Annotated in this window: 13 protein-coding genes; 9 read left to right on the forward strand and 4 right to left on the reverse strand. The window is 55.8% G+C overall.

The features are described from left to right. The first annotated feature begins 40 nt into the window (after window positions 1-40). The 5 genes from DDZ13_RS00240 to DDZ13_RS00260 are packed head-to-tail and all read left to right on the forward strand — an operon-like array spanning window position 41 to window position 5,408. Window positions 41-1,852 carry an ABC transporter substrate-binding protein gene (locus DDZ13_RS00240; RefSeq protein ID WP_110129410.1) on the forward strand — a complete coding sequence of 604 codons (1,812 nt, stop codon included), beginning with the start codon at window positions 41-43 and terminating at the stop codon, window positions 1,850-1,852. Between the two features lie 2 nt (window positions 1,853-1,854). Beyond that, the gene (locus DDZ13_RS00245) at window positions 1,855-2,856 is read left to right on the forward strand and encodes an ABC transporter permease (RefSeq protein ID WP_110129411.1); all 1,002 of its coding nucleotides are present in this window, start codon (window positions 1,855-1,857) and stop codon (window positions 2,854-2,856) included. Next, a complete protein-coding gene (locus DDZ13_RS00250; RefSeq protein ID WP_110129412.1) occupies window positions 2,856-3,746 on the forward strand; it encodes an ABC transporter permease in 891 nt (296 codons plus the stop codon). The genes DDZ13_RS00245 and DDZ13_RS00250 overlap by 1 nt, the downstream gene beginning before the upstream one ends. A gap of 10 nt (window positions 3,747-3,756) precedes the next feature. Next, window positions 3,757-4,551: an ABC transporter ATP-binding protein gene (locus DDZ13_RS00255; RefSeq protein ID WP_110129413.1), complete on the forward strand. Its 795-nt coding sequence runs from the start codon at window positions 3,757-3,759 to the stop codon at window positions 4,549-4,551. A 59-nt stretch (window positions 4,552-4,610) separates the two neighbouring features. After that, entirely contained in the window at window positions 4,611-5,408 is a 798-nt protein-coding gene (locus DDZ13_RS00260) for an ABC transporter ATP-binding protein (protein WP_110129414.1), read from the forward strand. Between the two features lie 187 nt (window positions 5,409-5,595). Here DDZ13_RS00260 and DDZ13_RS00265 read toward each other — a convergent pair whose 3' ends face one another. After that, the gene (locus DDZ13_RS00265) at window positions 5,596-6,888 is read right to left on the reverse strand and encodes a Gfo/Idh/MocA family protein (RefSeq protein WP_110129415.1); all 1,293 of its coding nucleotides are present in this window, start codon (window positions 6,886-6,888) and stop codon (window positions 5,596-5,598) included. Between the two features lie 170 nt (window positions 6,889-7,058). Between DDZ13_RS00265 and ruvB the strand changes: the two genes are divergently transcribed. The 4 genes from ruvB to DDZ13_RS00285 all read left to right on the forward strand — a co-directional run bounded on the left by ruvB (window position 7,059) and on the right by DDZ13_RS00285 (window position 10,290). Next, window positions 7,059-8,105, forward strand: coding sequence for a Holliday junction branch migration DNA helicase RuvB (gene ruvB, locus DDZ13_RS00270; protein ID WP_110129841.1), 1,047 nt, complete (start codon window positions 7,059-7,061; stop codon window positions 8,103-8,105). Between the two features lie 239 nt (window positions 8,106-8,344). Next, a complete protein-coding gene (locus DDZ13_RS00275) occupies window positions 8,345-9,253 on the forward strand; it encodes an Abi family protein (protein ID WP_158279705.1) in 909 nt (302 codons plus the stop codon). A 27-nt stretch (window positions 9,254-9,280) separates the two neighbouring features. Further along, on the forward strand, window positions 9,281-9,847 hold the full coding sequence (gene rlmB / locus DDZ13_RS00280) for a 23S rRNA (guanosine(2251)-2'-O)-methyltransferase RlmB (protein WP_110129417.1): 567 nt from the start codon (window positions 9,281-9,283) through the stop codon (window positions 9,845-9,847). A gap of 35 nt (window positions 9,848-9,882) precedes the next feature. After that, on the forward strand, window positions 9,883-10,290 hold the full coding sequence (locus DDZ13_RS00285; protein ID WP_110129418.1) for a gamma-glutamylcyclotransferase family protein: 408 nt from the start codon (window positions 9,883-9,885) through the stop codon (window positions 10,288-10,290). A gap of 205 nt (window positions 10,291-10,495) precedes the next feature. Here the strand turns inward: DDZ13_RS00285 and DDZ13_RS00290 are convergent, their stop codons facing one another. Genes DDZ13_RS00290 through DDZ13_RS00300 form a run of 3 tightly spaced genes read right to left on the reverse strand, consistent with a single transcriptional unit; the run spans window position 10,496 to window position 14,158 of the window. Beyond that, entirely contained in the window at window positions 10,496-11,749 is a 1,254-nt protein-coding gene (locus tag DDZ13_RS00290; RefSeq protein ID WP_110129419.1) for a hypothetical protein, read from the reverse strand. A 13-nt stretch (window positions 11,750-11,762) separates the two neighbouring features. Continuing rightward, window positions 11,763-13,523, reverse strand: coding sequence for an adenylate/guanylate cyclase domain-containing protein (locus tag DDZ13_RS00295; protein ID WP_110129420.1), 1,761 nt, complete (start codon window positions 13,521-13,523; stop codon window positions 11,763-11,765). 5 nt (window positions 13,524-13,528) lie between these two features. Then, on the reverse strand, window positions 13,529-14,158 hold the full coding sequence (locus DDZ13_RS00300; RefSeq protein WP_110129421.1) for a carboxypeptidase regulatory-like domain-containing protein: 630 nt from the start codon (window positions 14,156-14,158) through the stop codon (window positions 13,529-13,531). Between the last annotated feature and the right edge of the window lie 69 nt (window positions 14,159-14,227).

A 14,227-nucleotide genomic window follows, 5' to 3' on the forward strand; every position in this document is an offset into this window, starting at 1 on the left:
CCCTCACTGACAAATATGGTATTAGGCAGATTAATCACCGATGGCTAAGAAGCTGATAACATCATTGGCGGCAGTGGGTCTCCTGCTCACGATTCCGTGTGGCTGTAAAAAACCGTTCAGCGACCGTGAGCAGGACAATAATGTCTTTCGTTTTTCGGGCTCGGGCTCCCCGGTGACGATGGATCCGGCCGCAGCCTCGTCCACTTACGAGAATCTGGTGGTTACCAGCATCTACGATCAGTTCTACGAATATAAGTATCTGGCCCGCCCCTTCGAGCTGAAGCCAAAGCTGGCGGCCGGCATGCCCGATGTCAGCGATGACGGGTTGGTTTACACTTTCCGGATCAAAAAAGGCATTCGCTATGCCGACGACCCCTGTTTTCCGGATGGCGAGGGACGGGAAGTCGTGGTCCAGGACTTTATTTTTTCACTCAAGCGAATCTTCGACCCGAAGAATCTTCCCCAGGGTGAGTGGGTCTGGCGGGGCAAAATCAAGGGCCTCGACGAATGGAAGGCGACCGGCTCCGACTACTCTCAAGAAATCGAGGGGCTCAAGGCGGTCGACGACTATACGCTCCAGATCACGGTCAACGAGCCCTTCCCGCAACTCGTCTACACCCTGGCCATGGGCTACTCCTCCTTCGTGCCCCGGGAAGCCGTCGAACATTACGGCAAGGAGTTCTCCCTGAATCCGGTCGGCAGCGGCCCCTACGCCCTCAAGTCCTTCACCACGCGTAAAGCGGTGCTGGCCAAAAACGAAAATTACCGTGAAGAGTATTTCGACCTCGAATACGAGGGCTACGACCCGGAAACACAAGCTTGGGTGGGACTCGAGGTACTGGACGGAAAACGCATCCCCATCATGGACAACGTGGAAGCGCATTTCATGAAGGAGAGCATGACCCGATGGAACTCCCTGAACAAAGGCAACGAGATCCACTTCGGAAAAATTCCGACCGCGTTGACCCACATGGTCGCCTCCCAACTGAAGCCACTCAAGCTGAAGCCGGACTACGCGAAAAAATTCAAAGGCATGAGCTTACCCGATTTCGGTTTCGTCTACATGTCTTTCAACATGGCCGACCCGCGAATCGGCCACAACCAGGACCCGGAACGGGACAGGCGGAACCGACTCCTGCGCATGGCGATCCGGAAAGCATTCGATTGGGACCAAAGAAACCAGCGCTTCTACAATGACATGGGGATCATCTTCCCTGGCATTATTCCCCCTCGGCTCGACGCACACGATCCGGATCTTCCCGAATCCTACGTGAAGGCCGACTACACACAGGCACGGGAATATCTGGAGGCGGGTGGCTGGACGGCCGAGAACCTCCCCATTTTGGAATACGGCGTCACCGCGACTGTGCTGGACATCCAGATGTTCGAGCAATTCCGCGGCTGGCTGGAAAAGATCGGCTATCCCCGCGAAAAAGTTGTGCTCAAGACCTACGCCTCTTTCGGCGATTACAACCGGGCGGTGAAACAGAAGGAAGTCATGCTCATCCCCATGGGCTGGAACCTTGACTATCCGGACAGCGAGAACGTCCTGCAACTTTTCTACGGGCCGAACCAAAGCCCGGGCTCCAACACCTCGAACTACGACAACCCGGAATTCAACAAGCTCTTCAAGCAAACGAAGACCATGCAACCCAGCCCGGAACGCACCGAGCTTTACCAAAAAATGAACCGGATGATTCTGGAAGACGTGCCCACTATCTCCGGCATGACGCGTAACAATCCTTACGTCTGGTATCACAATGTCGTCTACTACCACTCCGACAGTCCGCACGGCAGCTTGCTGAAGTATGCCTACATGCGGCCCGGGTCCACAGGGGAGGGAATGAACTAGCCATGGAAACCTTCCAATACGCCGTCCGTAAACTGATCTACTCGATCCCGCTGCTGTTCGGGGTGACGCTGATCGCCTTTACCCTGATGGTCTATTTCGGCCCGGATCTGACCTACAGCCTCCTCGGAAAGAATGCCAGTCCGGAGCAAATCGCGGAGGTGCAGCGCGAACTCGGCTATGACCAACCTTTTGTCCAGCGCTACCTGATGTTCCTCAAAGAGGTCGTCACCTTCGACTTCGGCAATTCGATTTCCACCGGCGAGGAGGTGACCTCCATTCTGGCCCGAACGGTCCCGATCTCCTTCGCCGTCGCGCTGCCTGCCTTTATCATCTCCAATATCCTGGGCGTGGGCCTGGCCCTGCTCGCAGCCTACCACCGGGGCGGCTTTTGGGACAAATCCGTCATGATCTTTGCTGTCGTGGGAATGAGTGTCAGCTACCTCATGATCGTGATCGCCTTTCAGATCATCTTCTGCACCACCTACGGCCTGAACTGGTTCCCCGTGCAGGGCTGGATCGATCCCCCGCCGGACTATATCGACGCGGGCTTCTTCGAAATCGCCTATTACTACTGGTATTATTACTGGCTCTACGTGGCAGTGCCCACTCTAACCAGTATCTTCGTCTCGCTCGGCTACAACACGCGCTTTTTCCGGGCCGTGATCGTCGAGGAGTTGAACCGGGATTACGTGCGCACGGCAAAGGCCTACGGCATCGGCAACGGTAAGGTCATGATCAAGCATGTCTTGAAAAACTCGCTCATCCCCATCGTCACCCGGATCATCATCTCCCTGCCCTTCGTCATCATCGCGGGCAACCTTGTACTGGAGAAGTTCTTCGGTATTCCCGGAGTCGGCCTGGTCACCTATGACGCCATCACCAATGGTGACCTACCCGTGGTCAAGGCGGTCGTGACCTGCACCGCTATCCTCTACGTCTTTGCTCTTATCCTCACGGATATCGCCTACAAAATAATCGACCCGAGAATCTCTTACTCCAAGTGATGAAGCCCGCTTCCCAAAATTCGGAGCCACCCAGGCAATCCAAGGAATCACTTTGGTCCAAGAGTGTGCGTAAATTCAAGCGCGACCGCTTCGGCGTGGCCGCTCTCATCGTGGTCGGGATCTACGCGATCATCGCTCTGGGCGTATGGCTCGGCCTATGGGGGCAGAATTGGAGCGCCCTCACGGACAATGGCTTTCTCGGCGTCAGCAGCGAGCACTGGTTCGGCACCAACATTAATGGGCAGGATATTTTCGCCCGCGCGATTGCGGGCACGAAGACCGCCTTTGAGGTCGGGCTACTGGTCGCCGTGCTCTCGACGCTGATCGGCGGCGTCCTCGGGGCGATTGCCGGCTACTTCAACGGCACCATCATCGACGAAATCATCATGTGGCTCTATGGCTGCATCGACGCGATCCCCTTTTACCTCTTCGTCGCCGCTATCGCCTTTGCCATGCAGGACATGCCCTACGCCATGCACGTGGCCATGATCGCCACTTTCTGGTCTGCCACCTGCCGGATCGTGAGAGGGGAGGTCATCAAGATCCGTAACCTCGAATACATCCAGGCCGCCCACGCCATCGGGGTGAAGCCGATGACCATTATCTTCCGACACGTTACTCCGAACACCTTCCACATCCTTCTGGTCCAGGCGACCATCACCTTCGTCGGCGCGATCAAGAGCGAGGTGATCCTCACCTTTCTCGGCCTCGGCGTGAAGGACGGTGTCAGCTGGGGCACCATGCTCTCGGAATCCATCAACGAGGTGCTGCGGGGCCACTTCGGCAACTTTCTGGCCGCCTCCGGCTTCCTCTTTGTGCTCGTGATCGCCTTCAATATGTTCGCGGACGCCCTCCAGGACGCCACCGACCCGAAGAAGATCAGTAACTAAGCTCCCAACCATGCCACCATTGTTAAAAGTCGAAAATCTTTCGGTCGAATTCATGACTGACAAGGGTCCGGTTCAGGCCGTCGACAACGTCAGCTTTGAGGTCGGCACCGGCGAACCGGTCGGCATCGTCGGCGAGTCCGGCAGCGGCAAGTCGGTCACGGCGCTGACTATCCTGCAACTGGTTCCCAACCCGCCGGGACGGATTACCAGCGGCCGCATCGAGTTGGACGGCGTCGACATCCTCTCGAAAACCCAGGCCGGGATGCGCAAGATCCGCGGCGACCTCGCCTCCATGATTTTTCAGGAGCCCATGACCGCGCTCAACCCGGTCTTTACCATTGGCAACCAGATGACCGAAGTCATCCGCGTGCACCGGAAGGTCTCCCAAAAGGAGGCACTGGAGATCGCCGTCCGCATGCTCGACACGGTCAACATTCCGAATCCGGCCAAGTGCGTGAAACAGCATCCACACGAGCTGTCGGGCGGCATGCGCCAGCGCGTCATGATTGCGATGGCCCTCTCCTGCGACCCGAAGCTGCTCATCGCGGACGAGCCCACCACTGCTCTCGACGTCACCGTCCAGGCACAGGTGCTTGATGAGATCCACCGCCAACAGGAAGAGCGCAACATGGGCATGATCCTGATCACCCATGACCTCGGCGTGGTGGCCGAGACCTGCAAACGCGTCATCGTCATGTATAAGGGAAAGATCGTTGAAATCGCCGAAACCAAGGAGCTCTTCCGCAACCCACAGCACCCCTACACCAGGAAGCTTCTCAACTCCGTCCTCACGCTGCGCGACTGACTGTAAAACTGAAACATCAATTGAACCGTTAACGGTTCAAGAAAAGGGCCCTTTTAAAGATGGACGACACACCACTTATCGAAATCCGCAACCTGAAGACGTACTATCCCATTCGCGGGGGCTTCTTCAATACCGTCAAGGATCACCTCAAAGCCGTCGACGACGTGTCTTTTTCCATCGGTCGGAAGCAAACCTTCGGACTTGTCGGCGAGTCCGGCTGCGGAAAATCCACGCTTGGCCGCTCCATCCTCCGCTTGCAGCCGATTACCGGCGGGCAAATCCTGTTTGAAGGCAACGACATCACAAAGCTCTCCCAAAAGGAGATGATGAAATTCCGCCGTAACATCCAAATCATCTTTCAGGATCCCTACGGCTCCCTGAATCCGCGCATGACGGTGCGGCAGATTATTCGCGAGCCCCTGGACACGCATTCGATCGGAGACAAGTCGGACCGGGACAAGGAAGTCTACCGGCTTCTGGACGTCTGCGGCATGGAACGGGCCATGGCCGACCGCTACCCTCACGAATTTTCCGGCGGGCAGCGTCAGCGTGTCGGCATCGCCCGGGCACTCGCCCTGAAGCCCAAATTCATCGTGGCGGATGAGGCGGTCTCCGCCCTGGACGTCACCGTGCAAAATCAAATCCTTAAACTGATCGCCGACCTGCAGGAGGAATTCGGGATTTCCTTCCTTTTTATCTCCCATGATCTCGCGGTGGTGCAACACGTCTCCCACGAGGTCGGGGTGATGTATTTCGGAAAAATGGTCGAAAAGGCCTCGGCAGAAGAACTCTACAAGAACCCCCAGCACGAATACACCAGGAAGCTGCTGAGTGCCGTACCGCGGATCCGGGTGTAAGCTCCGCTCCGTAGGGGCTTCGCTCGCGAATGCCCGCATCGCCGTCAAGGCGATGTTCTCTTTTGCACACTGGATCCGCATCCGTCTCCGGAAAACTACGCCGGGACAAGAGCGGAGCCTCTAAGGGCACACGACTATCCGGGTCCGTGAACCACAAGCCCCTTCGTTTTTGGAAGCCGAAGCCTGATCATACCTCGGGCAATTCGTAACCGGGGCGGCGCGGGCGGTCCTGCATCGCGGTGGCCTTGAGATTACCAACGACCTGTTCTGTGGCCGGATCCCACTGCACGGGCTCGCCTAGAAGTTCGGCGATGCCTGCCAACTGGCAAATCGTGCCGGAGCGGTGCCCCACGCTGGCCGGGCAAATTGTCGGCTTACGGGAAATCACGGAATCAATGAAGTTCTGCCGGTGGTTGTTCGACTCGTAAACCTGGATGGCATCATCGTCGAATCGATGGCGCACAAGATCTTCCGGCAGACTGGCCAGTTTACCCCGTCCCACATGGACCTCGCCCTCGGTGCCGATGAACCGGATCATGGCAGGATTGGGCTTTCGATCGCGCCAGACCGTGATGCCATCGGCGTAGCGGTAGTGGTGGTACTCTGCTCCGTTGTACCCCTTGGGGATAAACTCGACCGGGCCGGTATCATCACGATCAAGTGCCCACTGAATAATGTCGAAGTGGTGGGCTCCCCAGTCACCGAATTTACGACTGCCGTATTCCCAGTAGCAGCGCCAACCGCGGCCGTAATTACCGAGAACCCGGTTATCGGAGTACTCGTAGTAAGGAGTCGGCCCGAGCCAGCGATCATAGTTGAAGCCTTCCGGTACCGGCTTGATTTCTTCTTGTTCCGGCGGCTGCGGGAACTGGCCCAACTGGCAGTAAATTTCTTTAACCTCTCCGATCATTCCGTTACGCACCAGGTTGGCTGCCTTCCGGAAGCGCTCCGAAGAACGCTGTTGAGAACCGACCTGGAGAATACGCCCGTATTTTTCCTGCGCCTCGACTACCTTTTTACCCTCTTCAATCGTCAGGGTCATCGGCTTTTCCACGTAAACATCCTTACCGTTCTTCATCGCCTCAATGGCGAGCGCAGCATGCCAGTGGTCCGGAGTTGTCACGCAGACAATATCAATCTCGCGATTGGAAATCACATCCTCCCAGTTTGCTGTCGCCTGCACATCGTTGAAGCCGCGGTCCTTCAGCGTCTTTGAAGCCCTCTCCAACTGCCAGGATTTCACGTCGCAGACCGCAATAGGCTGAAGCTCTTTCATGCCGGAGAAAGTTTTCAGGTGTCCCTGGGAAATCAGGCCCATACCGATAAAGCCGATCCCCATCCGTGAGTTGGCGGCACTTTTCTCCGAGTTGCCCAGTGTTTGAGCCCGAATGATTTGAGGGGCGGCAAACAGAGCGCCTGCGGCAGCAGCTGATTTTTTGATGAAACCTCGGCGTGAAGAATGGGGTGTGTACGTAGACATTTTTTTAGATGTATGGGGTAATTAAGTGTGGGCAAGAATATCTCGCGATTCTGCTCTACAGTGGATGAGCTATCGCCCGAAAAGTTCCCAAATTTAAGGGCCGCTTCAATAGTTTCGAGGTGGCACAGCACCACGCTTGCATTGGCCGCAAAGAATTATTCTACTCCCGCATGCCCTTTTCACCCGAAGATCCGCCCACCGGCACTGACTTTATCGAGCAGAGCCTCGCTGAGCATGACGGCCCCCAGGATTCGATTCTTCGACCGCTTTCGTTTGATGACTTTGCGGGGCAGCCAAAGACACTGGAACGATTGAAGGTCATGGTCGGTGCGGCCCGTGACCGTGAGGAAGCGCTCAACCACATTCTACTCAGTGGCCCGCCGGGACTGGGCAAGACCACCCTGTCTTTAATTCTCGGCCATGAGATGGGCAAGAAGGTCAGCATCACCTCCGGCCCGATTATCGATAAGCCAGCCGATCTCGCCGGTTTGCTGACAAACCTGAATGAAGGCGATATCCTCTTTATCGATGAGATTCACCGTATTCCCAAAACGGTCGAAGAGTATCTCTACTCCGCGATGGAGGACTTCCGGATCGATATCATGATCGACCAGGGACCAAATGCCCGCAGCGTCCGACTCAACCTTCCGCGCTTTACCCTACTTGGCGCCACCACCCGGATGGGGCTGCTCACCGCGCCGCTTCGCAGTCGCTTCACGCTCCAGTCCCGCCTCAGTTACTACGACCACGGGACCCTGCAGGGCATCGTGGAACGGACCTGCGGCCTCCTGAAAGTCGACTTTGAAAAGGACGGCGCAGCCGAAATCGCCCGGCGCGCCCGCGGGACCCCGCGAATCGCCAATAACCTGGTGAACTTCTGCCGGGACTACGCCCAGCAGCGCAGCGGCGGAACGATCACAAAAGAGAACGCCGCGGCGGCACTCGAGTTACTCGAAATCGACACCCGCGGTCTCGATGAGATGGACAAACAGGTCATGCGTGTGATGGCACAGAATTACCGCGGGGGCCCTGTCGGGCTCGGTACCGTCGCGGTCGCGGTCGGGGAGGAAGCCCACACTCTTGAAGAAGTCCACGAACCCTTCCTGATTCAAGAGGGTTATTTACAGCGCACCGCGCAGGGGCGTGTCCTGACCGAAAAAGGCTGGCGGGTCATCGGGCTGGAAGCACCGGGCGGCAACCAAACTGATTTGCTTTAAATGATGGCAAATTTTGCAACTTGGAAGCAACAGTCGTCGCACGATTTGTCGCTACAATATCATGCTATTTCCCAACTAGAACTTTAAGAACCCTTGAAAAACTTATATTAAAACCCTTGAAAACCCATATAAGTTAGGCGATCTTCTAGTTAGCACGCCCCCCGCGCCTCTGAATGTATGCGTAATTCGGGGGGTTTTTTGTGCACGAATTCTGCACGATTTAAGGAGAAGAAATTTGCGTGGAATATTTGAAAGAGTCACTTCGCTCTGAGGAACAAGCGCAACGCTTATTAGACCGGGGCCTAAAAGCTGATAGGGAGGAGCTAATTAAACGGCTGAGCTCAGTCAGTTACTACCGTTTGTCCGGCTACCTCTACCCCTTCCGCAAAACGGACTCTGACAATTATGTCGAAGGTGCTACTTTAAAAGTTATCTGGGACCGGTACTGCTTTGATCGACGTCTTCGGGTGCTACTACTTGATGCAATTGAACGGGTCGAGGTCGCTATACGCACCCAACTCACTTATCATTTTTCCGAAAAGCACGGCGCCTTCGGCCATTGCGATGAGCGCCACTTCCCCAACCTAAAAATCGTCGACTATATTGAATGGAGGGAAAACCTCATTGTCGAAACGAGTCGAAGCAAGGAAGCTTTCAAGCAGCACTTTTTCAAAAAATATGGCGATTCACATCGCAACCTACCTGTCTGGATGGCTTCGGAGCTTATGAGCATGGGAAGTCTACTGACAATGCTCAAGGGAGTGGATAGTGGCATCCAAAGCAAAGTCTCCTCCCATTTTGGAATGGCTGATGAACTTTTATTGAGCTGGCTACGGAGCCTCTATGCCGCACGCAATGTTTGTGCCCACCACTCAAGACTCTGGAACCGTGTTTTAGGCTATGCACCAAGCTTGCCCCAAAGAAACAAATACCCAAATTGGCACATTACTGATGCAACAGGAAAGCGTGTATTGGTAAATAATCGAGTAGGCATACTCTTAATGATATGCCATAATTTTCTTAAACAAATTTCACCTACCAGCCAGTGGCGAAAACGCACCGAAGAACTTTTTGCCGAGTACCCTGAAATCCCGGTTAAGGCTATGGGCTTACCAGCAGAATGGACCAAGCACCCTCTTTGGACCTGATAATAAACACCAATAACTCACTTTCTCATGGGACGAAATTCCGTAAAAAAACTCAAGAAGCCACCGCGCCACTCCGCGCTGGCCGCCGTCGTGCACATCGAGAACGAGGACGACCTCTTCGATCTCATTGAACGCACCGAGAATCCTCTCCTGCTTGTCCTGGAGGGCGTGCAGGATCCCCACAATCTGGGGGCCTGCTTGCGCACCGCCTCAGGCGCGGGCGTCACAGCGGTGCTGGCCCCGGTCAAGGGAGCCTGCGGGATCACACCTACCGTGCGTGATATTTCCTGCGGTGGGGCCGACGAAGTCCCCTTCCTCAAGGTGAAAAACATCGGCATGCTCCTGCGTAAGTTTCACGACGAAGGCATTCAGATTATCGGGACCTCGGACCGGGGAGGTGGAAATCTCTACAAAATGAATTTCAAGCCGCCAACGGCCCTCGTCCTCGGTAGTGAAGGCTGGGGCCTGCGAAAAGTCACGGGCGATCTCTGCGACCATCTCGTCAGCATTCCCATGGCCGGTAAAGTTGACTGCCTCAATGTCTCCGTCTCGGCGGGCGTCTGCCTCTACGAAGCCGTCCGGCAACGACTGTAATTTCCATCCTCAAAGTTCGCGGTTCGTCAGAACGCATGAACATATCCGATTTATCTGTCTTCGTCTATGGCACCCTGAAACCGGGCGGTCGCTACTGGCCCAAGTTCTGTGAAGGCAAAGTCGACGAGCCGATTCCGGCCAGGGTGAAGGGACAGCTCTACGATATGCACCTTGGCTTTCCCGGCTTTCGTTTGGATGACGAAGGCTGGACCTACGGGCACCTTCTTACGTTCAAAACCGAAGAAGATTTCTTGAGACTGGACTATCTGGAAGGTTACGATCCGGATCGACCGTATTCGAAAAACGAATACATCCGTAAAAGAGCCCAGGTATATTCAACGCAAGGCAAGCCGCTCGGCGAGGTTTGGATCTATGAAATCACAGACCACATGATGGAGGATTGCCAAGCCACGCGTATCCCCAGCGGGAACTGGAAGGTGTAATACCAGTGCGTGACTTTTTCCGATAAAAAGACAAATGCCGCATTGCGACTACCCCGCTTTAACCCGAGCGTCGCCAAAGGCTATGCTGGGCAGGGCAAGCGAGGCGACGTGGCCTCAAACTCTGTTTTGAGGTTTTGTATTACCGGGAAAAGTGAGTTTTTGGTGTGATAATAAAAGCGACAAGAGTGTCGCTTCTACAAAAACTTCACAGCTTCAGACTGGCCTCCAGCGCGACGAAGTGCTCGGCGTTCATCAAGTCGACACCCGAAGTCTCGTCTTCATCCTGCCAGCTATATTGTAGTTTGATCTGGGTGTGACGCCCGAGCCGGTGGCCCAGCCCCAAGTCGATACGGATGTGCTCGTTGTCCCACTCCATCCCGTCAATTTCTTCGTAGATCTGGTGATTCCAGCGGGCACTCACCCACCACTGCGGCTGAAAGTCGTAACGCGCTTCGATAAAGTAGGACCAAAACTCCGCATCGTCGCCCACATTGGGCACTTCGTAGCTGGTATGAACGAGTTCAGCCCAGACCTGCCAATGACGATGCTTGTAGCTCAAATCAATCCCCAGGTTGCGTTGCATGTAATTCCCCACTTCTTTGCCCATGGGTAAAGAGGGCTCCGCCAGGTCCTGGAGATAAGGACCGAACGCACCGGTCAACCCAATGCGCCAGGATGGATTAATTCGATAACCGAGACTACCCATCCAACTGGGGTCACTCCAATCATTATCATTCCAGGTCGCCCCGCGCGAGGACGGAGCGCGATTGGTGAAATTAAGGCTGTAGTCCCAGTCACCCTTTTGTCCGAAGACCGACACACCACGGGTATAGAGCTGAGCCCAGTAGGCGGGCAACCCGAAGACCTTGTAGGGAAAGTCGGAGTTATTCCGCCATGCCGCAAAGTCAGCGGAGGAAGCGGGGACGAGTGCGTCGCTGACCGTGGTTACCTGTTCATAAAGCATGGGATAGCTGACCAAACCCATGTCCCAGTTATCCTGACGGTTGAGGAAGTTCCCCATGATCGGAACGAACTGGCCCGCCTGCACCTGAAGGGTCCCCTCCAGAAAAGACGCACGTAGAAAGAACTCATCCCAGCGGGCGGATCGGGTATCGCCATAAAATTTCGCCACTCCGGGATGAACACCGTCATCGAAGCGGAACTTCACAAAACCATAGAGGTGTTCGCCCAAGAAGGCGTCGAGCGTCAGTGTCAGCCGCGGGCTCCAGTCGTAGTTCTTGGCATCATGCGGGAAGAAAAAGCCCGGAGGGTTGGAGTTGTCGTTGTCCGTGTAGTAACCGGTCCAATCCAACTGGGCACCCCCCTCGACGTAGAAGAATCCGTCACCGGTCTCGTAGATCAGGTGATTCTTCAACGCATCCAACTGCCGGTCCAACGAATCAACGGCCTGAAGGCCCGAGCACAAAAAGATCAAGGTGAACAGTTTCGGTAATTTCATCGTATTAGTGAGTCTACTTATCACGCACTATGTAAAAAGGTGGCGCGGTTTCAAAACCTTTCAACGCGATGGTTTGCCGCTCGGAATCCGGCAGGTCAAGACCGGTGGCGTTGCGAACGGGCTCGTCGACCACGATTTCCATCGGTTTTGCCTGAGAGCACAGGCGGGAAGCCAGGTTCACACGATCGCCCAGGACGGTGTAGTTGAGCCGGTCTTCCGATCCCATACACCCGGCGACCATTTCCCCGTGGGCGATGCCTATGCCAATCTCAATCGGGGGCTCGCGGCTCGCATTCATTTCCTGGCAGCGGGCCACCATCGCTTTAGCACATCGCAGTGCCTGCCCAATATCATCGTCTCCCGGAACGGGCACACCGAAGAGCGCCATGATCTCATCACCGACAAACTTATCCACCACGCCCCCGTGTGCGTGCACGATTTCGGTCATGGCTGTCATGTGGGTATTCATGATGGCGATGACTTCATGCGGATCCATCCCCTCGGTCATACGCGTGAACCCGCGAATGTCACAAAACATGACCGTCGCGTGCACGGTTTCGCCACCCAAATTGATCTGCCCCTGCATGAGCCGGTCGGCCACCTTCCGATCCGCGACTTTCGAGAGCACCGCTTTGTAGCGCTCCTTGAGTTCGAGCCCTTCGGCCATGCTGTTAAAGGCATCCCCCAACTGGCCGAGTTCATCCCGGGAGCGAACCTCCACCCGTGCGGAATAATCGCCTTTTCCAATTCTGTGGGCGGCTTCCCGCAAACGAAGCACCGGCGCATGAAGCCCGCCCGCCAAGACATGGCTCAGCAGTAGGCTAACCAGAAAACCCGCCAGGGCGAAGAGTAGAAAAATGTTTCGAATCCCGGAGAGCAGGCGCTCCTGTTCATCCGTTGAAAAAAGAATCGCACGCTCCGCCACGGGGAAACGCGGGTCTGTATCCAACATTTCAGAGAAGACGAGATAAGAGGAGCCTTCGATGCGAACGCGCTGATTCCCCTCTTTTCGACCCGAGGCCGCAAGGGTCTCGCCCAGCATCGGCCATTCTTGAGAACGCACGCGCCCGTCCCCGTCGAACACCTCTCCCTTGACCGCGACGGCATCCAGAGTGCCCTTTTCGCGGACTCCGGCCGCCTGCCAGGGGATGACCAATATGAGGTCGCCCAAAAACATGCCGAAGGCATCGTCCACCGGACAGACGAAAGCCTTGAGAAGAATCGGCTCTTCTTTGATCTTGGCCACGAGGTAACCCGAGCGGGCGGATGGCATCTCGTCCGCGGCGGTTCGCAGTCCGCTTAAAAGTGACTCCAATTGGTCCTCCGGGAAAGGGCTAAGGACTCCGGGCAAGGCATTCGTCGCTTCTTGAACATTGCCCGTGCCGAACTTGGGCGGGCGAAGGTAGCGGCCATCCTCCCGAATGAAGCGAAAGAAAGGCCAGGCACGGCTGGTGGCATGCCGATCTTCCACTCCGCGCTGAAAGGGCTCCAACTCTTGGGAAAGGTCGTAGTAAAAGCGCGAGAGATCCTCTTCGAAAAGCGCCGCGAGGAGACGGGGGTTCGACGTGTTGTTGATGATCTCGCTGGAGTAGGCGGCCAAGCGTTCGGCATCGCGCTCCTCCGAAAGTTGGAATTGCTGGGCGTACTGATTGCGCAGCGTGGCTTCAAAATAATCGGCCACACGGATACGAATAAGCTCAAATGAAGCCAACAACACCACCATAACCGCGAGTACCATCGCGACCATGAGTTTGACTTTAAAGGAAACCGCCACGCGAGTTAATCGGATATTTCAACAACACGCTTCCCCTCATCGACCGTTACGGTCTGGGTGTGTGGCGGTTGGTTCAATCGCCACACATTCAGCGTGTATTCGCCGGGCGGGACCTCACTCAAACTGAAGCGCCCCTCTTCATCGGTCGTGGTGAAATAGGGCGTGTCCAGAACCAGGACAATCGCACGCATGTGCTCATGCACCTCGCAGAAAACACGCACTTCCCCGACCTTATCGAAAGTCACAATCGGCGGCCCCTCCCCCTTGGCATAGCGGCCGAGATCGAAACGCTTTTCCGGGGAGTAGGAGAAGACATTGTGATAGGTGTTATCCTCGTTTGGAAAAGCGACTTTACTTCCGGCGGAAATCGGCAGAACCGCAGGGTAGAACTGAAGGCCACGCTGCGACATCACCCGGGGGGCTTCCGGCGGCGTGCCCGCGCTCAGATCTTTACGGCTCAGGTAGACCACGCCAAGAAAAGGTGCCGGCGGCCCCAGTTCCGCCGTGTTCCCCGTGTAGCGTGCCGCACTGCGACGTTGCTTCGCCGGCTTGAGGTCCACTTTCCCGGAAAGCTCTCCGGCCAGTGCCAGGCTTGGCCCGAAGCCGATCAAGAGGATAAGGCAGAAACGTAGCATGCTTGGAGGTTCTCAACATTAAGAAACGAGCACAAGGCAGAATCCTTACCACAGGGAACAGCAGAACCA

Origin of the sequence: Coraliomargarita sinensis (genome assembly GCF_003185655.1) — a bacterium.
Taxonomy (GTDB): domain Bacteria; phylum Verrucomicrobiota; class Verrucomicrobiia; order Opitutales; family Coraliomargaritaceae; genus Coraliomargarita_B; species Coraliomargarita_B sinensis.

Bases quoted from the DNA above. Each gene is read 5' to 3' on its own strand.
- DDZ13_RS00240 (WP_110129410.1), top strand. From the start codon at position 41: ATGGCTAAGAAGCTGATAACATCATTGGCGGCAGTGGGTCTCCTGCTC.
- DDZ13_RS00245 (WP_110129411.1), top strand. From the start codon at position 1,855: ATGGAAACCTTCCAATACGCCGTCCGTAAACTGATCTACTCGATCCCG.
- DDZ13_RS00250 (WP_110129412.1), top strand. From the start codon at position 2,856: ATGAAGCCCGCTTCCCAAAATTCGGAGCCACCCAGGCAATCCAAGGAA.
- DDZ13_RS00255 (WP_110129413.1), top strand. From the start codon at position 3,757: ATGCCACCATTGTTAAAAGTCGAAAATCTTTCGGTCGAATTCATGACT.
- DDZ13_RS00260 (WP_110129414.1), top strand. From the start codon at position 4,611: ATGGACGACACACCACTTATCGAAATCCGCAACCTGAAGACGTACTAT.
- DDZ13_RS00265 (WP_110129415.1), bottom strand. From the start codon at position 6,888: ATGTCTACGTACACACCCCATTCTTCACGCCGAGGTTTCATCAAAAAA.
- ruvB (WP_110129841.1), top strand. From the start codon at position 7,059: ATGCCCTTTTCACCCGAAGATCCGCCCACCGGCACTGACTTTATCGAG.
- rlmB (WP_110129417.1), top strand. From the start codon at position 9,281: ATGGGACGAAATTCCGTAAAAAAACTCAAGAAGCCACCGCGCCACTCC.
- DDZ13_RS00285 (WP_110129418.1), top strand. From the start codon at position 9,883: ATGAACATATCCGATTTATCTGTCTTCGTCTATGGCACCCTGAAACCG.
- DDZ13_RS00290 (WP_110129419.1), bottom strand. From the start codon at position 11,749: ATGAAATTACCGAAACTGTTCACCTTGATCTTTTTGTGCTCGGGCCTT.
- DDZ13_RS00300 (WP_110129421.1), bottom strand. From the start codon at position 14,158: ATGCTACGTTTCTGCCTTATCCTCTTGATCGGCTTCGGGCCAAGCCTG.